This window comes from Streptomyces sp. E11-3, from assembly GCF_046540415.1.
GTDB lineage: Bacteria > Actinomycetota > Actinomycetes > Streptomycetales > Streptomycetaceae > Streptomyces.
Genome location: NZ_JAZGRL010000001.1, coordinates 1 through 19,605, shown reverse-complemented (window position 1 = coordinate 19,605; position 19,605 = coordinate 1). Strand labels below are relative to the sequence as shown.

Annotated in this window: 11 protein-coding genes and 1 pseudogene; 6 read left to right on the top strand and 6 right to left on the bottom strand. The window is 69.3% G+C overall.

Annotated elements, in window-relative coordinates; all coding sequences use genetic code 11:
- Positions 1 to 118 precede the first annotated feature (118 nt).
- Both U9R90_RS00060 and U9R90_RS00055 read right to left on the bottom strand, forming a co-directional pair.
- The gene (locus U9R90_RS00060) at positions 119 to 658 is read right to left on the bottom strand and encodes a hypothetical protein (protein ID WP_411054296.1); all 540 of its coding nucleotides are present in this window, start codon (positions 656 to 658) and stop codon (positions 119 to 121) included.
- The gene (locus U9R90_RS00055) at positions 655 to 1,827 is read right to left on the bottom strand and encodes a helix-turn-helix domain-containing protein (RefSeq protein WP_411054295.1); all 1,173 of its coding nucleotides are present in this window, start codon (positions 1,825 to 1,827) and stop codon (positions 655 to 657) included. Before U9R90_RS00055 ends, U9R90_RS00060 begins: the two co-directional genes overlap by 4 nt.
- A gap of 481 nt (positions 1,828 to 2,308) precedes the next feature.
- Between U9R90_RS00055 and U9R90_RS00050 the strand changes: the two genes are divergently transcribed.
- The 6 genes from U9R90_RS00050 to U9R90_RS00025 all read left to right on the top strand — a co-directional run bounded on the left by U9R90_RS00050 (position 2,309) and on the right by U9R90_RS00025 (position 13,074).
- The gene (locus U9R90_RS00050; RefSeq protein ID WP_411054294.1) at positions 2,309 to 4,183 is read left to right on the top strand and encodes an ATP-binding protein; all 1,875 of its coding nucleotides are present in this window, start codon (positions 2,309 to 2,311) and stop codon (positions 4,181 to 4,183) included.
- Positions 4,184 to 4,258: 75 nt separating this feature from the next.
- On the top strand, positions 4,259 to 5,428 hold the full coding sequence (locus tag U9R90_RS00045) for an exonuclease SbcCD subunit D (protein ID WP_326726373.1): 1,170 nt from the start codon (positions 4,259 to 4,261) through the stop codon (positions 5,426 to 5,428).
- Positions 5,429 to 5,464: 36 nt separating this feature from the next.
- Complete coding sequence (locus tag U9R90_RS00040; RefSeq protein ID WP_411054293.1) at positions 5,465 to 8,818, top strand: AAA family ATPase; 3,354 nt, start codon at positions 5,465 to 5,467, stop codon at positions 8,816 to 8,818.
- A gap of 23 nt (positions 8,819 to 8,841) precedes the next feature.
- Positions 8,842 to 9,849: a hypothetical protein gene (locus tag U9R90_RS00035; protein WP_411054292.1), complete on the top strand. Its 1,008-nt coding sequence runs from the start codon at positions 8,842 to 8,844 to the stop codon at positions 9,847 to 9,849.
- Between the two features lie 105 nt (positions 9,850 to 9,954).
- Entirely contained in the window at positions 9,955 to 12,213 is a 2,259-nt protein-coding gene (locus tag U9R90_RS00030; protein ID WP_411054291.1) for a Helicase associated domain protein, read from the top strand.
- Positions 12,214 to 12,375: 162 nt separating this feature from the next.
- Positions 12,376 to 13,074 carry a restriction endonuclease gene (locus U9R90_RS00025; RefSeq protein WP_411054290.1) on the top strand — a complete coding sequence of 233 codons (699 nt, stop codon included), beginning with the start codon at positions 12,376 to 12,378 and terminating at the stop codon, positions 13,072 to 13,074.
- A 173-nt stretch (positions 13,075 to 13,247) separates the two neighbouring features.
- Here U9R90_RS00025 and U9R90_RS00020 read toward each other — a convergent pair whose 3' ends face one another.
- From U9R90_RS00020 to U9R90_RS00005, 4 genes and pseudogenes are all read right to left on the bottom strand, one after another.
- Entirely contained in the window at positions 13,248 to 15,872 is a 2,625-nt protein-coding gene (locus U9R90_RS00020; protein WP_411054289.1) for an RNaseH domain-containing protein, read from the bottom strand.
- A complete protein-coding gene (locus U9R90_RS00015; protein WP_411054288.1) occupies positions 15,866 to 19,003 on the bottom strand; it encodes a hypothetical protein in 3,138 nt (1,045 codons plus the stop codon). Before U9R90_RS00015 ends, U9R90_RS00020 begins: the two co-directional genes overlap by 7 nt.
- Entirely contained in the window at positions 18,990 to 19,130 is a 141-nt protein-coding gene (locus tag U9R90_RS00010) for a hypothetical protein (protein ID WP_411054287.1), read from the bottom strand. Before U9R90_RS00010 ends, U9R90_RS00015 begins: the two co-directional genes overlap by 14 nt.
- Positions 19,127 to 19,605, bottom strand: a pseudogene (locus tag U9R90_RS00005) (hypothetical protein); the annotation flags it as partial. The pseudogene U9R90_RS00005 and the gene U9R90_RS00010, both read right to left, overlap by 4 nt.

The following is a 19,605-nucleotide window of genomic DNA, read 5'->3' as shown; positions in this document are numbered from 1 at the left end:
CAAGGGGCCAGGAAGGTACCGATAGTCAGATTAGGGCGGGAAGCCCTCGCTTCCTGGCGATCGATCGCCAAGGACCGAAAATGATCGAATTTTGACAGAGTGTCAGCCCGGAGACGGACTAGCGGAGCAGGCCGGAGGGATCGTCCGGTATCGCGAGATGCCGGCCCGCGTCCCGCATCTGCCGCAGGAGCTTGTAGCCGTCGGTGTGGGTGATGTCGCCCGTGCTGCATCCATGGGCCATCACATCCTGCGTCTCCAGCGTGGTGATGCCCTGGCGCCGGGCGTGATCGCACGCCGCGCGGTCGTCGCTGAGCCAGAAGGAACTCCTGAAGTCCGGCCAGAGCTGGATGACGTGCAGTGTTTGGGCCTCTCCCAGATGCTGCAACGGTGCACTGGCGGAGCCGCCGAACGCGGCCCTGCGCACGCGTTCGACCAGGTCGGCTTCGGAGTCCTGGATTTCCAGAGGTTCCCCGAGCCATCCGTCGGCGGCTACGTCGGCGAGCCGGGCGTAGGAGCTCTGGGCCGACCTCTTCGCTTCGTAGGCGACGGCTTCTGTCCACCGCCCCCGTCCGTTGAGGATGCTCTCGAGCAGCCCGAGGGCGTCGACGGAGGCGAAGTTGCACAGCACCGTGTTGTCGGGAAGCCACCATGAGGTCACGGGAAGAAGGCCAGTTCTGCAGGGCCGGATACCGGGGCGTCGGGCTGCGGGGCCCCTTCCGGAGCACCGGGGCCCGGATGGAAGAGATCCAGCAGCCGGGCGGAGTCCATTCCGGTCACGGTGGCGACGAGCCGAATACTGATGTCGCCCCTCACGTAGGCGGAGATGGCCAGTTTGGCCAGGCTGGCGGAGTACCAGCCGTCACTGGCCTGCTGGGCGTACCGCAGGTGCCGGCCGGGGTCTCCCGCGTGCAGTGCCGCCATGCGGGTGGTGGCGGCCGACCACGAGCGGCGCTGTTCGTCGGTGATGATGCCGAGCGCACGCAGTCGTGTTGCCATCGCGCTGGGGGAGACCTGGTACTCCCAGGACAGGGAGAGCAGTCCTTCTTTGTCCAGGCTCCCTGCGTCGGCGGCGCTCTGCACCAGTTCCTTGTGCGGCATGAGCAGTTCGGCGGCGAACGCATTGGCCCTGATCTCTGCCTGGCCTTGATCGACGCTGGGGGCGACGTGTTCGGTCAGGGGGCGGTCGGTGGCGTCGCCGGCCAGGATGTGGCCCAACTCGTGGGCAAGGGTGAAGCGCTGGCGCGTCCACACATCCGTGCGGCCGACCAGCACAAGACGGAAGTCACCGGCGTCCCACGACAGCCCGTCCAGGCCGTCGGGAAGGTCGGTGGCCGCGGCGACGAGGCCGAAGGCCTTCTCCCATTGTTCGGCGAGCCCTCGCGCGGTGACCCCGCGCGGACTGAGGCCGATCACGGCGGAGGCGTCTTCGGCCAGCCGGGCCCCCTGCGTGAGGAGATCGGGCTCACTGCACACCGAGAGGAGCTCCGGCCAAGCCAGGTGGTGTCCAACGGCGGCCAGAGCATCGATGATCTCGGCATGGCGGAGCGCCGCCGCCTTACTGTCGTCCGGCGCTGTCACGCCGCCCCCACGGGTGCGGGCGGCCAGCGCTGTGGCCCTGCGCGGCTCGGTGCCGTGCAGCAGCCAGTCGACCGTGGTGTGTCCTTCTTCGGCGATGAGTGCCAGTTCCAGAGAGGTGAAACGCCGTGTGCCGTTGAGGGATTTGCTGAGTTTGTCGGCGGACATTCCTATGCGCCGCGCGAACTCCGCCTGGTGGTCGCCGACGCCCTCGAGTACCTGGCGCACTCGCGCGTTCAACGATTCCGTCATTACTCCACCGTAAGCAGGCGTTGCGAAAATCGCAATGAGTTGATCATGGCTGGTCCGATGCAGGTTGTCCGCAAGGCCCGCACCGAGGAAGCCCTTGACTTCCATCCATGCCCTCGTCCGCGGCCCCGCGTGCGCCACCGATGCGCCGCGCACTACAGGTGACCTCCATGATCATTCCTCTCGGGTCGGCGCACGCCCCGCCCGGCATCGCGGCACCGTGATCGCCTGGCTCTTGGATCCCGGCGCGGCGCCAGACGCGCTGCCGCGCCCTGTCAGGAGATCGGACGCCGCCGCACTCGCGCACTCAGCGCACAGCCCTCGGTCCTCCGATTTCCCTCCGCTATCGACAAAGCCACCCGCAGCAGGCATCCCGTTAGTTACGGTCTGTACTCACAGATAGCACCCGACGTTTGTGCCCCGACCGGTGTCCACCGCCAGTCGGCAGTGCCCGACACCGCAAGACTGATCCAGGGAACGGCCGATGACCGACACCGACTCCGAGCCCCACAGCGCCGACAGCACCGTATTCGGCAGTGTCTCCTCACCCGCGACCAGCCAGCAGTCACCTGCAGGCCTCCTGGCCAGCGGCGACGCCGAAGAGGAGGTAGGGAAGGTCGCCGGCACAGAGGACTCCACTCCTTTGAAGTTCCACGTCGCTCTTTCCCCTGATGCTTACCTGCAGCTTGACGACGTGGTCAGCACCCGGCGGGAGATCCCCGGGCGCGGCACAGTCGTCACCTCCGGCGTGGTGACCGAGGTGGTTGCCCGCCACGAGGGTGCCGCGTTCGGCTCAGATGTGTTCCTCATCGCCGACGGAATCCTGCCGGCAAACGTGCAGGAGATCGCCGAGGTCACGACCACCCGCGTCGACCCCGAGTGCTACGTCCCGCCACGCCCCGGCGAAGTCGCCATCCGGGCCGCAGGCACTGCCCGGGACGCCGCCCTGTACTTCGACCGGATGGACGCGCGCGTCCCCGCCGGCATCGGCCGTGACGGCGAACCGATCTATCTCAACCTCGAATTCCTTGACGGCACCCGCGGCGCCCACGTGTCGATCTCGGGCATCTCAGGGGTGGCAACCAAGACCAGCTTCGCGCTGTTTTTGCTGCACTCGCTGTTCACCTCGGGTGCCCTGGGCGCCCGCGCGGTCAACGCCAAGGCCCTGATCTTCTCGGTCAAGGGCGAGGACCTGCTGTTCGTCGACCAGCCCAACGCCCGCCTCGACGACACTCTGCGTGCCGCGTACGCCCAACTCGGCTTGCCCGCACGCCCCTTCGCCTCGGCTGGCTTCTACGCCCCGCCACTGCCTGGTGACACCACCGGCCGCCCCCACGTCACCGGCAGGACCAGCGGCGTCACCGCTTTCTGGTGGACCCTGGCCGAGTTCTGCGAACGCGAGCTGCTGCCCTACGTGTTCGCGGACACCGAAGACGAGAAGAACCAGTACACGATCGTCGTGCACCAGGTCACCAGTCGGCTGCGCCGCGAGGCCCAGGCCGCCGGGAACGACGGCGCGGTCGCCGTCGACGGAACCATCCTCCGCACCTGGGCGGAGATGATCGACTTCATCTGCGACAAGGTCACCGACGACCTCACCCGCCCGGACTGGGCGGGCCCAGCCATCGGCCTGGGCACGGTGAATGCGTTCGTGCGACGGTTGCGGTCGTCCCAGAGGCCGCTCGGGCCCTTGCTGCGCGGCGACCTGAGCACGGTCACCGACCGCCCGGTTGCGCACTCCATCGACACCTCGCAGCAACAGGTCACCGTGGTGGACCTGCACAACCTGCCGGAACGGGCCCAACGGTTCGTCGTCGGTGTCGTGCTGGCCGCGGAGACCGACCGCAAGGAGCAAGCCGGCCCGGGCGGGCTGCTGTTCACAATGGTCGACGAGCTCAACAAGTACGCCCCCCGCGAGGGCTCCTCTCCGATCAAGGACGTACTGCTGGACATCGCCGAACGCGGGCGCTCACTCGGCATCATCCTCATCGGCGCCCAGCAGACCGCCTCCGAGGTGGAACGGCGCATCGTGTCGAACTCCTCGATCAAGATCGTCGGCCGGCTCGACGCCGCCGAGGCCGGCCGGCCCGAGTACGGTTTTCTGCCCGCCTCGCAGCGCCAGCGCGCCACGCTCGCCAGGCCCGGCACCATGTTCGTCTCCCAACCCGAGATCCCGGTGCCCCTGGCCGTCGAATTCCCCTTCCCTGCCTGGGCCACCCGCCTCTCCGAGGTAGCCGCCCCCACCTTCACCACCAGCAGCGCGGCGCGACCGGACCCGTTCAGCAGGCTGCCCCAGGCCGAGAGCGATCCGTGGCCCGACGACACTGACGACGGCGCCATCGACGAGCCGCCTTACTGACGCCCTCCACCTCCCTCCTCGGTGCGCCAACGCGCCACGCTGCTCTGCCTCAGCCACCCGAAAAGGACCCACGCCGTGAAGTTCCTTCACACCTCCGACTGGCACGTCGGCAAAACCCTCAAGGGCCGCAACCGGCTCGAGGAGCAGACACGCGTCCTGCGAGAGATCACCCAGATCGCGATCGACAACGACGTCGACGCCGTCCTCATAGCCGGCGATATCTACGAAAACGCCGCGCCGACCGCGGACGCCCAGAAGCTGATCGTGCGTACCCTGCTGCACCTGGCCAAGCAGAACATCGAAGTCGTCGTCATCGCCGGCAACCACGACCACGGCGCCACATTCGAGGCCTACCGGCCGCTGATGGACGTCGCCGGCATCCACGTCTATGGACAGGCCAGACCGGCCACCAAGGGCGGCGTGCACACCTTCCGCGCCAAGTCCACCAACGAGGCCGTCAACGTCGCCGTCCTGCCGTTCCTCTCCCAGCGCTACGCCGTCCGTGCCGCGGAGATCATCGCCAACACTCCGTCGCAGAACGTCGGCGCTTACGACCAACTCGTCCGCGATGTCCTCGCCAATCTGACCGGGGCGTTCACCCCGGACGCCGTCAACATCATCATGGCCCACCTGACCTGCACCGGCGGCGCCTTCGGCGGCGGTGAGCGACCCGCCCAATCGATCATGGAATACCATGTGCCCGCCGCCATCTTCCCCGTCGAGGCCCACTACGTGGCCCTGGGGCACTTGCACCGTCGGCAGCAGATCCCTGCCGCCTGCCCGGTGCACTACAGCGGCTCCCCCTACGCCGTCGACTTCGGCGAGCAGAACAACTCCCACGTCGTCTGCCTCGTCGAGGCAACCCCCGGCACCCCCGCAGAGATCACCGACATCCCTGTCACGACCGGCCGCCGACTGCGCACCGTCGAGGGAACCGTCGCCCAGCTGACCGCCGACCCCGCCGGCTACGGCGAGGACTACCTCAGACTCGTCGTCACCCAGCCCGCCTACGCCGGCATGCGCGACGACCTGTACGACGTCCTTCCCAACGCCCTTCAGATCCTCATCCACCCCGATCATGCGAGCACCGGCGCCACGGCAGGGATCGGCGTCGACCAGCCGGTCAAGACGCCTGCGCAGCTGTTTGCCGACTACTGCCACAGCGTCGGCGTCAGCGACGACCGGGTCACGGCTTTGTTCAATCAGCTGCACGACGACCTCACCCGCTCGACCACCCGACCCTGAAGCCCCAGGCCTGCACCCGCCCGAAGGAATCCTCAGATGCGTCCCGTTCGTCTGGAGCTCAACGGCTTCGCCGGCTTCCGTGCCCCCACCGTGGTCGACTTCACCGACACCGACTACTTCGCCCTCGTCGGCCCCACCGGTTCAGGCAAGTCCACCATCCTCGACGCGCTGACGTTCGCCCTGTACGGCTCGGCCTACCGGTGGGGACGCAGCAACGCCATCTCCTACGCCCTCGCCCCCACGAGCAACCGCTGCACGGTCTCACTTACCTTCGACGTCGGATCACAGCGCTACCAGGTCGCCCGCGAAGTCCGCCGCACCGGCCAGCAGATCCAGCAGAAGGCCGTCAGCCTGGTGCAGTTCACCGACCCCACCGCAGTCGCCGTCGAGGCAGACGGACCACAGCCGGAAGTACTGGCCGGGGAGATCAAAGAACTAAACCCCGCCATCGAGCAGTTGCTCGGCCTGTCCTTCGACGACTTCTGCCAGTGCGTCGTCCTGCCCCAGGGCGACTTCGCCCGGTTCCTGTCCGCCAGCGCCCGCGACCGCCAGCAAATCCTGCTCAAACTCCTCGGCGCCGCCCAATACGAAGGCATCGGCAAACGCGCCAGCGCCCAGGCAGACCAAGCAGCCAAAGAGATCGAGGTCCTCAACGACCAGCTGAGCCGCCACGCCGACGCCACCCCCGAAGCCGAGGCCACCGCACAGGCGCGTGTCGAGGCGCTCGAACAACTGGCCGTCACCGTCGACCAACTCGTGCCCCGTGTCACCGAGGCACACACCCGCGCACACGATGCCGACGCTCGAGCCGACAAGCTACGCAACGAGACCGATCTGCTGACCTCCATCCGCACCCCCGATGGCATCGAAGAGCTGCAACGCCATGCCACACAGGCACAGATAGAGGCCCGGCAAACCCGTGACGCCGCCGACGCAGCCGCTCAGACCCTCTCCGACGCCACCAAAGAGGCTCAGTCCGGCCCTCAGCGCACCGACCTGACCTTCACCCGCGACCGGTACACCGAGAAGGCAGGCCTGGTCGCGCGCCGCGACGGCGTGATCGCCGATGCCCAGCGCGCCCAAGACGAGCTAGCGCAATGCGAAGGCCGGCGGAAGGCAGCGGCGGACGCCGTCTCCAAGGCCCGGCGCAGTACCGAGGAAACCCGTGAGCGCCGCGATCAGATCCGGCAGACGCACGTAAAACTGCAGCATCGTCAACAACAGCTGGCCGCCGTCCGCACCCCCGATGGCGTCACCGACCTGACCAGCCGCGCAGCAGCTCGCTCCAGCGAGGCCGAAGCCGTCGCCGGGCAGCTGGCCGAGGCCCGGGACCGGCACGAACAGGCCTCCCGCGCGCTTACCGCCGCCGGCGATGGCAGTCGGCTCACGGACGCGCACCACACGCTGGACGAACTCCTCGACGTCATCGCCTTGCTCACGGACGCCACCAGCGAGCTGGACGAGTGTGCCGAGGTGACCAGCCGAGCTGAGGAGTCGGTGGCTGGCGCACAAGTGCGCCTGGACGCGGCTACAGCCACGCTCGAGAAGGCCCGAGCCCTTGCCGGTGCCGCGCAGCTGCGCCCCCAGCTTCAGGTGGGCCACGCCTGCCTGGTCTGCGAGCAGAACGTCACCACCCTCCCGCCCCCGCTGTCCGACCCCGCTCTCCACGCAGCCCAGGCGGCGCATGCCGTTGCCGCAGACGAACACCGTGACCTGCTGACCCGATACGAGGACGCCAAGGCCACGGTCGCCGACAAACAGCGGGCCATGGACGGACTGACCACGCAGCGCACCCTGCACGACAAGAGGCTGGGCACGCTGCTGCCCGACCGCCCCACCGGCATCGACCGCGACTGCGACGCCGACCGCGCCCACCTCGACGAACTCACCACCTCCCGCGACCAGCTGACTGCCGATGAGCAGCAGGCGCGTGACGCAGTACAGATAGCCGAAACCGCGCACGAGTCCGCCGCGTCGGCGGCCGCCGCACTGCAGCGAGAACTCGACCGGGCCCGCAGCACCCTGCACTCGACACTGGGCACGGTGGCCGCTCTCGGTCCGCCGGCCCTCGACACCGACGACCTGACCGCGGCCTGGACCGATCTGGAGACCTGGGCCCGCACCCAGACCGCCACCGCAGACCGCGACCTCGCAGCCGCCGCAGCCGAAACAACCGACGCCGAAAAGGCCCACTCGGACGCGACCAATGCGCTGGATGCAGCCGACCGCGCGCAGGTCGACGCCCAGGCTGCCCACACCGCAGCCGTTCGGGACGCCGCAACCGCCGACCTCGAGCAGACCACCCTGACCGACCGCCTGAGCGAACTGGACACACTCCTGGGACAGGCGCCGCCCGAAGACAAGCTGCCGGCTCTCTTCGAGGAATGCACCCGCCTTGAAGAGGCCGTGAAGACAGCCACCACCGAGGCCGGCCGCACACGCGACACAGCCAAGACAGCGGCGGCCGAGCAGGAACAGTGGCAAGAGCGCACCACGAGTGCCCGATCCGCATTGACAGCCGCCCGGGACGCAGTGGCGGCACTCAACCCACCGAGCCTCGACACCGCCGACCTCGCCGCCGCCTGGGCCACCCTGACCGGCTGGGCCGACCGTGGGGTTAGCGACCGGCAGGTCACCACCGTGCGTGCAGATTCCGACGCTCAGACCGCCCACGACGAAGCTGACCAGCTCCTGGGCCGCCTGGAGGTTCTCCTGCGCGATATCGGCCTGGATTCCCACGACCTCGGCGACGGCCCGGGGCGTGCCGCACAGACTCCGCGAGTGGTGGCGGTCGCAGCCGAACGCGCCCGGGGCCAGGTGGAAATGATCCAACGCAGCCTCGCCGACGCCGCCTCGATACGAGACACGATCGATACCGCCCGCACCCGGCAACAAGTGGCCGCCGAGCTGGCCCGGCTGATGCGGTCTACCAAGTTCCCTCAGTGGCTCGCCAACTCAGCCCTCGACACTCTGGTCGCCGGCGCCTCCCAGTCACTACGCCAGCTGTCAGGCGACCGCTTCGACCTCAGCCACCAAAAGGGCGAGTTCTACGTCATCGATCGCTTCGATGCCGATTCCTCGCGCTCAGTGCGTACCCTGTCCGGCGGCGAAACATTCCAGGCCAGCCTGGCCCTCGCACTGGCCCTCTCCGACCAGCTGGCCGGCCTGGGCGGCGCTACGAAACTGGAGTCCATCTTCCTCGACGAAGGGTTCGGCACCCTCGACGCCGAGTCGCTCCAGACCGTCGCCGACACCCTGCAAAACCTCTCTCTGGGAGAGCGGATGGTCGGAGTGATCACCCACGTCACCGCACTCGCCGAACAGATCCCGGTCCAGTTTCACGTCCAGCGCGATACCCGCACCTCCACCGTCACCCGGCAGGGCACATGACCAGCGCAGCACAGGCTTCCCGCATGCGGTTCCATGTCGACGGCTGGGACCCCACCTACGGCTCCAGCGTGGAGAACGCCGAGAACGGCATCGCCGACTCCACCGCCAAGGTCACTCCCCATATCGAACTTGCCCCGGCCGACTGGAAGCCCGTCTCGCCCTCCCAGGTATCTGCCCCAGGTGCGGTCCTGTTCGTCGACGGCGTCCGTCGCGTCGAGGCCCGCATCTGGATCGAACAGCCCCCCTCCGCCGAACCGGCCACCAGCCCCAGCAACGCAGTCCGGAACGCCCGGATGGCGCTGTGCGCCTCCTACGCGGCAGGCACCGTGTGCTGCTGCCCCGACCGCGGCGCACATCTGCTGACCATCGACTACCGGCGTGGCCTGTTCACCACCGCCACCAACGCCGCCGACGTGCCCACCACCGCCGGGACCTACAAGGCCACCATCACCCCCGACGACCAAGAACAGAACCTCGCCGTGCTGCTCTCGACGGCGCTGCAACGCCAACTCACCGAACTCGAGGTCCTCGTCGCCATCCATGCCCGCACCGCCCTGACCGGCCACGGAGTCTCCGAAGGCTCGGACCTCCTGGTCGTGGACGGCCCGCTGCGCGGCCGCACCCACCTACCGCGCGCCCTGGGATTCATCAAGTCCCACCGCACCGCCTACCTGCCGCCCGACCTGCACGCCATGATCGCCACCCTGGGCCCCGGCGAACGCAGCCCAGTGTTCTTGATGGGCACCTCCTGGGACCGCCACGCCTGGTACCTGCGGCTCCCGTGCACCCCCGGCGCCCCATGGGCCGGGATTGTGCGCCTGGAATGCGCCGCCGACATCCCTGCGACCGCGGCGATCGAGCTGGCAAACCTCTCCCAGGCACTCCTGCCGCGGTACGCCAGCATCGAGTACAAAGACACCCGGGCCCCGCAGAACCTGGTGCCGGTCGCCGGACTGGAGAGAGAACTACGCCGCCACCTGGGCAACTCCATCCTGCTCAGCCGCGCCCTACGCGTGGCATCGGCAAGCTGAACCGCAGCTCCCCACCCGCAAAACCATCGCCCACACCGCCGATAGATCTCCCTGCAACGCCCCATGACCGCCTCACCAGTTCATGTTCCGGAGCGGTACCCCTCTATGGCCACCACGCCCCTCGAACTGCGCCCCCACCAAAGGGAAGCCGTCTCGGCGACCACCCGTGTCCTCGGCGACCATCCCCGCGCGAGCGTGATCGCGGCCTGCGGCACCGGCAAGACCCTCATTGCCGCCCGTACCACCGCCCGCATTGCCCCCCGGGGCCGTGTGCTGGTGCTGCTGCCGACACTGGACCTGCTGTCGCAGACGATCCGTTCCTGGCGTCTGGCCGGCCGCAAGGGCACCACCGTGGCGGTGTGCTCGGCCCGCCAGGCCCTCGATCACGAACCGGTCGGCACCGACATCCCGTTGACCACCGACCCCGCCGAACTGACCGCCCTCACCACCACACCTCGCCCCGGGCCGGTCACCGTCTACGCCACCTACGCCTCCCTGCCCGCCGTCATCGCTGCCCACCGCGACCACCGCCTGCCCCCCTGGGACCTGGTGGTCGTCGACGAGGCCCACCGCACCGCGGGCCGCTTGGGCAAGGCATGGGCCGCCATCCACCACGACGACCAGGTCCCCGCCGCCCGCCGCCTCTACCTGACCGCCACCCCTCGCATCTGGGACCCCGACGACGCCCCGGACGGCGACGAAGTAGAGACGGTGGCCTCCATGGACGACGAGACCCTCTTCGGTCCCGTCGCCTATCACCTCAACCTCTCTGACGCCATCGATCTCGGGCTGCTCGCCGACTACCAGATCCTCGTTCCCGTCGTCACCGACGCGGACCTGCGTGACTGGCTGGCCACCGGAGCCGGCGCAGGCGTCGATGGACTGCGCCTGGCCGGCCGCCAGGTCGCTGCCCTGCGCGCCATCCACGACCACAAGCTGCGCCGCATCCTGACCTTCCATCACCGTGTCGCCGACGCCCGCGCCTTCGCCACCACCCTGACGGAGACGGCCGCCGCCCTTCCCGATCACCTGCGCCCCCAGGGGCTGTGGGCGGACTGGGTCAGCGGCAGCCACACCCCTCAGGTCCGCCGCCGCCTCCTGCTCGAATTCACCTCACACACCAGCCCCGACACGCCGGCCGTCCTGTCCAACGCCCGCGTGCTGGGGGAGGGCATCGACGTGCCCGACATCGACGCGGTGGTCTTCGTCGACCCCAAGAACAGCCCCGTCGACACCGTCCAGGCCGTCGGCCGTGCCCTGCGTCAGCGCCCCGGCGCCGGCAAGAAGGCCACCCTCGTCGTCCCTGTCTACCTCACGCCCGACGAAGACCCCGACGACCTCCTCGGCGCCGACGCCTACACCCCGCTGTGGCGCACCATCCAGGCCCTGCGCTCCCACGACGACCGCCTCGACGCCCGCTTGTCCGACCCGCGCACCCAGCGCCCCACGATGCCCTCCGAAGATCCCGAAGCCTGGCTGCGCTTCGACCGCCCCACCCAGGCCGACGAGATCGCCCTCGCCCTGTCCCTGCGCGTCCTGGCCCCGAAGAGCGCCGAATGGCGCCGCGGCCTCGCCGCGGCCCGCCGCTTCCGCCACACCCACCACCACCTCGACGTCCCCCAGACCTACGAAGACCCCACCGGCTACCCCCTGGGACGCTGGCTGACCTGGCAACGCCACCTGCACACCAAGGGCACGCTCGACGCCGTACGCGTGCAGGCCCTCGAACGCCTCGGCATCATCTGGGACCCCCGCCAGCAGGCCTTTGACCGCGCACTGGCCCACGCCGCCGCCTACGCCGCCTGCCACGGCCACCTCGCCGCCCCCGTCGACGAGATCCACGACGGCTTCCCCCTCGGCCGCTGGCTGGCCACCCAGCGCACCCGCGCCGAGACCCTCACCGACCAGCGCGCCACCGCGCTCACCGCGCTGGACCGGTGGTGGAACCCGCCCTGGCCGATCACCTGGCAACGGGCCTACCACGCCGCTCGTCAGAGCCTGGCAGTCAGCAAGACTGCCGCCGAGGCAGAGAGCTGGCTTGAGTCACAGCGCGCCCGTTCCGGCCGCCTGCACCCTGAACAGAGGTCACTGCTCGCGGAGTTGGGGCTGGTCGAACTGCCCGACACATCCACCTCCCGGGCGACGGACAGCCGCCTGCCGGCGCGCGAGCGTGCCTTCCAGCGCGGGCTGGCCGCCGCACGGGCCTTCCGCGCGCGCGAAGGCCATCTCAACGTCCCCCAGCGGCATATCGAGAAGGTCGAAGGCGACCCCGTGCGCCTGGGCCAGTGGTTGAGCAACCTGCGCCGCCGACGCTCCGGCCTCAGCCCGCAGAGGCAAGCAGCCCTGGCCGAACTCGGCCTGTAAGCAGGCGAACGCCCCTCATCGAGGAGAACGGTCAGACGCCAGCCGGCAGAAGGGCGGGAGGTTCAAGCCAATGGCCTGACTGCGCCCTGGCGGGGCCGCTCGGCATGCCCACACTGCACAGCAGGGAGGAATCCATCCCGGCCGGTGCAAGAGGGGGCAGAAATGGCGGCCAAACGCAAGGGCAAGGCGATGCGCAGACGACGCACCGCCCGGAACAAAGCAGCAGCAGGAGCGCTTGCCGCGCTGGTCCTGCTAGGTCTGCTGCAGCCGATGTTGTTGCTGTACCTCGGCGCCCTGCTTGCCGCCGCGGGAATCGGCTGGATGGTGTGGCGGCTCTGGCGTACCGACCGGCTGCTGCGAAGCAAGGACGACGCTTGGAGACGACAGGAGGAGATCGCAGCCGGACAGCGGACGCTGGCTGCCATCGACGCGATGTCCGGCACCGAGTTCGAGGAAGTGGTTGCCGAGTTATGTCGCCGTGACGGCTGCACACAGGTGCGCCGAGTGGGCGGGACCGGGGACAACGGAGCCGACGTGCTCGGCCGGCTGCCTGATGGCCGAACCATGGTGATCCAATGCAAACGGTACGCACCCCACCGGACGATCGCCAGTCGCGAAGTGCGCGATCTGCTGGGAGCCAAGGTGCATTTCGCTGCGGATGTGGCCATCTTCGTCGCCACCACCCGCTTCAGCCCCCAAGCCGAGGCGTTCGCGGTCAAGCACCACATCCTCACCCTGCACCGTGACTTCTTTGGGCTATGGAACAACGGGACACCGTTGCTGTCTCTGGCCGAAGTCAACGGACGCGGACAGGGAGAAGCCCGCCACCGAGCACGCTGGAAACAGACGTACTCCAAGTAACCAGCCGCACGCTCCAGTAGGACGGTCTGTTCGGTTTGTGACAGGTGAGGGGGGCGGCACAGTGCACCCGGCCCCGCCTCGCCCTGGGCTCGGGCGGGGCACGGCAGCAGTCAACAGCCCATCGGCTGCGCCGGCACCGGTCCTGGAAGCCGCCGTGCCCGCCGTCACCGCACCTACGCGCTCAGCCCTTCCTGGTCGACGAAGCCGGGATGCTTTTCATCAGCGCTCTTCGCCAGGTGCAGCGGCGCGGGCAGATTGGTGCGCCCGTCCCACATGGCGGCCTGCTCCGAGATCCGCGCGGCAAGACCTGCCAGCTGCTCCTCGCGCCAGCCGCCGCGGCGGGCGATGACGTATTCGGTGCGGGTCATGGCGTGGAAGGGAGCACCCATCTGGGCCAGTTGACCGCCGGGCAGGGTGCGGCGCGTGTACTGGGTGCCGGTGCGCTGGCCGCCTGCGTGCTGGCGGGACTGCCCGGAAAACAGCCAGGACACCGCGTCCCCGTGGTCGTGGCGGTAGAGGATCTTCTCCGGCATGACCGGCTGCAACGGGTTGGCCGGCAGCTTGCCCCCGCCGCCGGTGCGCCGTGACGGCTGGGGTGTGCCCTGCCCGTTGCCGACCCTAACGATCGCCACATCCCACCCTTGGGCGATCAGGCTCTGCCCGGGAACATGGCCGTCCCCGAGCCGGTCGTTGCACAGCCCGGGCCAGATCCGCTCACGCTCCTCAGCGAAGACGATGATCGGATATTGGTCAGTGAGCGCGGCCAGCGCCCGGTCCACATAGGTGCGCACGTTGTCCGGGCCCCCGTGGTCCTCCCGCAGGTGATGCCCTCTTTTGCCGATGGGACCGGCATGGTGCAGGGCCCGTGCCTGGGCCAGGGGGCGCCAGCCCTGGTCGCCGTACATGAGGGTGGGCCAGTAGGCGTCCTCGCCGAGCGGGATCCGCATGGCGACCAGCGTGATGGTCAGCACGGCGGGTTTGCGGGGGCGGCCGGGACGTTCGTCGAAGCGGTGGTAGCGGGTCCACAGCCCTACCGCCACGGCCTCCCGGTCAAGGGCGGTGTCCTTGGCGTTGCGGTGGAAGGCAGTGGCGGCCAGGCGGTTGTCGATGATGCCGGAGTCGGAGTGCAGGCTGCCGAGCGCGATCTGCACCGCATGGTCGTCCTTGTAGGCGACGTCCGGCTCCGGCAGACCGGCGTTGCGGGCCTTGGCCCGCGCGACCTTTTCGGGCGTGTTCAGCCGGTAGGGATCGCCAGGATCGGAGTCCATGGTGATGAACTGTGAGGGGATGCCACGCTGGGCGAAGAGCCCTTTGAGCGCGTGCTTGGCATCCGTCACCCCGGCGTCCTTCTCCTGCTCGGTGGGGTAGCGCGTCTCGCACAGGGCGGTGACCAGCGCCCGCCCGGTGCCGGGCTTGAACCAGGGCAGAGTGTTCAGAATCAGGCTGCGGTCGTGGCTGCCGTGGCGGACGAGTTCGGGCAGCCGCACCGTCACGAGTTCGTACCCGGGCGCCAGGACCACCGGCTGCTCGTCGGGCAGACCGGCCAGCTCGGGCCGCGCGTAGTCGCGGGCCAGCTGCTCCATCACCCGCGTGCGCCAGGCGGCCGATTCGTACAGCACGACGGTGCGCAGCGTGTCGAGTTGGGCGCCTGCCATGGCGTCGGGCATCTTGCCGGCCGGTACGTAGGGCGGCAGGATGCCGCCCGGCTTGCTGATCTTGATGGATGTCCCGGTGTAGACGACGGGCTCCTGGCCGAGGATGTGCCCGGCATGTTCCTCGAGCCGGGCGTGGAACATCGCACCGGCGCCCTTGTCGATCGGGTGCTTGCCCGTGCGGTGCACCCCGCGTACCTCTGTCAGTTCGTCCAGCCCCGTCAGGGGCGGCTCGGGCAGACGGCCGACGCCGCAGGCCTCGACGATCTGTGCCGTCGCCCCGCGGTAGCGGACGGCCGCGGGCTGCATGAACCCGTCCGGCCCCTTCTCCCACCGAGTGCTGATCGGGGCCTTGAGGATGATGTCCGGGTTGACAGGATGGCGCAGCAGAACGTTGCGGATGCCCTTGTAGTGAGTGGCGACACGCGAGATACGCGCCGACAGATGCGCCACGAGACTCTTGCCGCCTGGGGCGGCCTCGACCTCGATGTGGATACGCTCCATGGCGTAGCCGGCGATGCGTCGGCGTTTGCCGCTCTCCTCGTCGATCCACGACCGCTCGTGGACCAGCGGGGCCTGCCACGCCAGCAGGTCGCCCTCACTGTCGAGATGGAACCGCAGCGCGGGCAGGTTCTCGTCGAGCAGGAGCGGCTGGGCGGCCAGCATGCTCGCCAGCCGCCACCCGGCCACCCGAAACGCCCAGCGGGGACCGGTAATCCGCCCCAGGGTGTCGCGGTGCAGCAGCGAACTGAGCGGCTGGGGCCCGTCGTCGGACAGCTGCAGCAGGGCGGCGAGGGTGTCACGGCCGTCATGCCCGTCCAGCCGCGTCTCCCACTCCCGCATCAGGGTGCGCACGGTGGCCTCGTCCAGCGCCCCGGGCGTGACGATCACGCTCCGCCCGGCCCATCGGCCGGTCCTGGCAGGCCGGTCGGGGTTGGTGAACACCAGCCGCTCACCGGTCACGGCGCGCGCCGCCGTCTGCAGGGACGCGATCGGCTGCACGGCGTCCTTGCCCCGCGGCCGAGGCAGCCGCCTCCAGGCCGGAGCGAACGCCTCGTCCTGCGGATAGACGTGCGCTGTGCCCAGCAGCCGGTCATCCAGCGGGAAGGACAGGGTGAACAGCCGCCCGCGGTCGTCACTCACCATTCGCCCATCTCCTGTTCCTCGTCCCCGTACTTGGTGGGGGAGTGCTCCGCCAGCCCCAGCAGAGCGTCGGTCATGGTGGTGCCATAGACGGCGTCGATCAGCGGCATGTGATCCTCGTCCTGCCATTTCCCGCGCAACTGCTGAAGAAGGGCGGGCAGAGTGGAGTGCACGGCGGTCTGGGTGAAGGCGGCGTCCAGCAGACGCAGCCGCCCGTGATCCCCGCCGCGGCGCGTACGCCCGCCCAGCTGGATCAGCCGGGTCAGGATCTCCGCGACGACGGCGAGCTTGACGTCCTCGCCCAGCGACTTGAAATAGCCCTGGCCGCTGCGGATGTCATCGAAGATCTGGCCCGCCGCGATCCGCAGCCGCTCCAACTCCGCCGCGGGATTGGGGCCCGGCCGCCGTCGGCGGTAGGCGAGGGAGTTGACCAGGGACAGCAGCACCGGGGGGTCTTCCATCACCGGGACGGGCCGGTTGACCAGGCAGGCCACATGCAGCAGAGACCGCCCGTCACGGTCGACGATGTTCAGGCCGCGCTCGACCCGTGCCATGGGGGCGATCAGATACCGGCACCGGCCGTGGCCCACGGCGTGAGGGAACTGCTCGAGCCGGTTGCTGGGGATGGGCACCCAGCCCGGCGGCATCCGCTCCAACGAGGCCATGGCCTGCGGCCGCACCGCCACACAGATCTCCGATGCCGTGACCCCTGCATCGATCATGCCGCGAGCGAGCGCGGGACCGGCGTTGTAGGCGGTCGGCGCGAGCAGCGCATACGCCCGGTGCGCGGTCGCCGCATCGGCGGCCACCGCGTCGAGCTGCGCAGGAAGGTCCTTACCCACGCTGCGCCCCATGGCCGTATAGGCGCGTTCCCGGCTTGCTCCCTCGGTGCCCGACACCACGATGCCCGCCCCGTCGTCCTGGCCGGCCTGCAGCTCGACGGTGAGGCTTCCGTTGACGTCGTCCGGCACGTACCAGGTCGGCTCCGGCAGGAGGTGATGACGGGGCGCGTACGGCATGAACGCCGTCGCGGACATCCCGATCACCGCCCGGCGGGTGCCGGTATGGGCGAGCGCGGTCACCTCGCCCAGGTAGGCCAGGTGGGCGTGCGGATCCCCGACATAGGACTTCAGCCGCAGCGCCGTCTGGTGCCGGTCGGCCGGGTCGAACGTCTCGGAGAATGCGAACAGCGCACGCCCCAAAGGGCCGTAGGGGGCAGCACGCCACGGCACATGCGAGGCCAGCGCGTCCACCAGGCCGTTGCCGGCGGAGATCCCCGCCCCCTGCAACGGCGCCGCGACCCCGACGATGCGGTGCAGAATGCTGCGCATCTCCTCCAGATACGCCCGCCGGGCCGCCAGCAGCGCCAGGGAGTGCAGCCGCTTCTCGTCTGCCTCACCGGTGATCGCCGAGAACGCTTCTCCGATGCGCTTCAAGGTGACATGAGTGAGCCGGTCCAGCCCGCCGGCCAGGTCCGTGACCGAGGACAGCAGCTCCCTCAGCTCCGCCAGCCCCTTGACCTCATCGGCCAACTCCAGCGGCCCCTCCCGCTTGTAGAGCTGATTGACCGCCCGCATCTGCTGTTCAGTGGGCCGCTCCCCGGCCTCCAGCTTGAAGACCCGGGAGGCGAACATCCCGTCCCAGCGGCGCGGCACCACCATGCTGCGCCGCTCCCGGTCGGGATGGATGACCCCGCCGACGAGGTGGGACACGTAGTTCTCGGCCAGCCACACCAGGTGGTTGATCAGCGGCCGCAGATACTGCTCAAGACTCATAGGCAGCCGGTGGCAGTGCCGCCGGAACTGACTGTCGAGATCCCGTACCGGGGTGTGCTCCGCACCGTCCTGGGCCAGCAGCACCTGACGGGCCGCCTGCTCGAAAGCCTGCGCCTGCATCGCGTCGGCCTCGTCGATGATCACCAGATGGCTGCGGTGCAGCAGGAGCTGCTCGGTGGTCATGCGCCGTCCCGGGGCAGGACGGCCCGCCACCGGCACGTGGATGTGCCCGGTGAGGAAGTTCGCATGGTTCGTGACGAGGATGTCCGCCGACGCCACGGCCCGGTGGTGGCGGAACTTTCCGCATCCGCCGCGCCACGGGCAGGCCATAGCCTTGTCTGCTTTTGGCCCGTTGGGCTTGAGCTGGTCGCACGGTTCCTGGCCCGGCGTCCAGGCATCCACCGCTTCGGAGGAGGTGGTGGCGTGCCCGGTCAGGGAGCAGCTGTAGGACATCTCCCGGTACACCCAGGTCCTGAAGTCCGCATCGTCGTGCGGATTGCCGGCCGTCTGCTCGGCCAGCTCCTGCATGGAGGCGGGGGAGACGACTGGCGTGACCTGTGCGGAGATCTCCAGGTCGGCCAGGTCCTGCCGCAGCCGGTACACACTGGCCAGGACCTGCGCGCTCTGCGGAACAACCAGCGAGATCACCCGGCCCCGCTTGGCGCACCACACCGCGACGAGTTCACTCAGGACGTTCTTGCCCATGCCGGTGGGGGCGTGGAAGACCCGCAGCGGCCCGGCCTGGACACGCAGGAGCTCGCCCACGTCCGTGCCGTCGCGGCCGCGGGCATGCCGCCTGATGCCCGCGACCGCCTTGCGCCGGTAGTCCTGCCCACGCAGCTCATCGAGCCGACCCGCGATCTCCTCCAGGTCGGAGAAGGGGATCACCACCTCGTCCGCGACCGGGGCGTCTCCCAGCTCCTGCACCACGCTGGGAGCAGGGGGCCCTTGGTAGTCGAGATCGTAGAAGACGTCCACCACCCGGCCGGAAGGGCTGAGCGGATCCCGGATCCGCAGGTCGCTGACGTAGGATCCGGGCGGCGCAGGCTTGGGCAGCAACTGCCCCTTGGCCGCGTTGTCCTCGAGCTCGTCCAGCAAGGCATCGATGAGGGCTTCCTCGTCGCCGACGGGCAGGATCAACACCTGCTCCTCCCCGTCGGCCGGGGCGAACTCGACCGCCTCACCGCTGTCCAGGACCGCTGCCGTCTCCGTGACAAACACAGCGTGGGAAGCGAGGACCGCCGACCGCTGCCGCAGCATCCGGGTGATCCGCACCTGATCGGGCAGAGCCAGAGCGGGCCAGCCGTCCCACAGATGCATCTGCCCCGTTACCAGGAAGTGCGCATCAGAAAGATCCACCACACGCCGCCATGCCGCTTGCTCCTCCGGCGCCCGGTTGGGGGAACACCCGCGCGGCCAGCAGGATCGCCGTCCGCAGTGTCAGCGGCACGCCGACGGAGTACTTCACGTTCTTCGGCGACGTCATGTGTCCATCCCCTTCACCCGCCGGGTCACAGCCGCCTTGAAACGGCTGACTGTGAACACGCTGTAGCGCTGCCCGTCAGCAGTCCGCAGCGCATCAAGCCCGGCCTGCAGCTGATTGACCTGGCTGCGCCGATAGTTGGGGACGACCACCGCCTCCCCGGCAGGCGGCCGGTCGATGATCGTCTGCGCGTCCTGGTGGTCTTTGACGTCCACCCGCCAGCGATGCCGGTCCGCCAGGTAGACGCCGATATCCCACTCGTCGAGGTTCTCCCAGCGCTCGACCCGCACCCCCTCCTGCTTCTCCAGCCACTGCATCAAGCCCACCTCACTCAGCCCGGGACAGGTGATGTACCGCCACACCCCCCAGTCCAGGCACAACACGCCCTCCGCCGGCTCCGCAGCCGTCGCCAACCGGCCCCGCCCACCCGTCAGTGCAGGCGGCCCGCCCCGCTTGCCACCGCCCGCGACAAGACCGA

Excerpts from the sequence above, each read along its gene's own strand:
- U9R90_RS00055 (WP_411054295.1), bottom strand. The coding sequence starts at position 1,827 with ATGACGGAATCGTTGAACGCGCGAGTGCGCCAGGTACTCGAGGGCGTC.
- U9R90_RS00050 (WP_411054294.1), top strand. The coding sequence starts at position 2,309 with ATGACCGACACCGACTCCGAGCCCCACAGCGCCGACAGCACCGTATTC.
- U9R90_RS00040 (WP_411054293.1), top strand. The coding sequence starts at position 5,465 with ATGCGTCCCGTTCGTCTGGAGCTCAACGGCTTCGCCGGCTTCCGTGCC.
- U9R90_RS00035 (WP_411054292.1), top strand. The coding sequence starts at position 8,842 with ATGCGGTTCCATGTCGACGGCTGGGACCCCACCTACGGCTCCAGCGTG.
- U9R90_RS00030 (WP_411054291.1), top strand. The coding sequence starts at position 9,955 with ATGGCCACCACGCCCCTCGAACTGCGCCCCCACCAAAGGGAAGCCGTC.
- U9R90_RS00025 (WP_411054290.1), top strand. The coding sequence starts at position 12,376 with ATGGCGGCCAAACGCAAGGGCAAGGCGATGCGCAGACGACGCACCGCC.
- U9R90_RS00020 (WP_411054289.1), bottom strand. The coding sequence starts at position 15,872 with ATGGTGAGTGACGACCGCGGGCGGCTGTTCACCCTGTCCTTCCCGCTG.
- U9R90_RS00010 (WP_411054287.1), bottom strand. The coding sequence starts at position 19,130 with ATGACGTCGCCGAAGAACGTGAAGTACTCCGTCGGCGTGCCGCTGACA.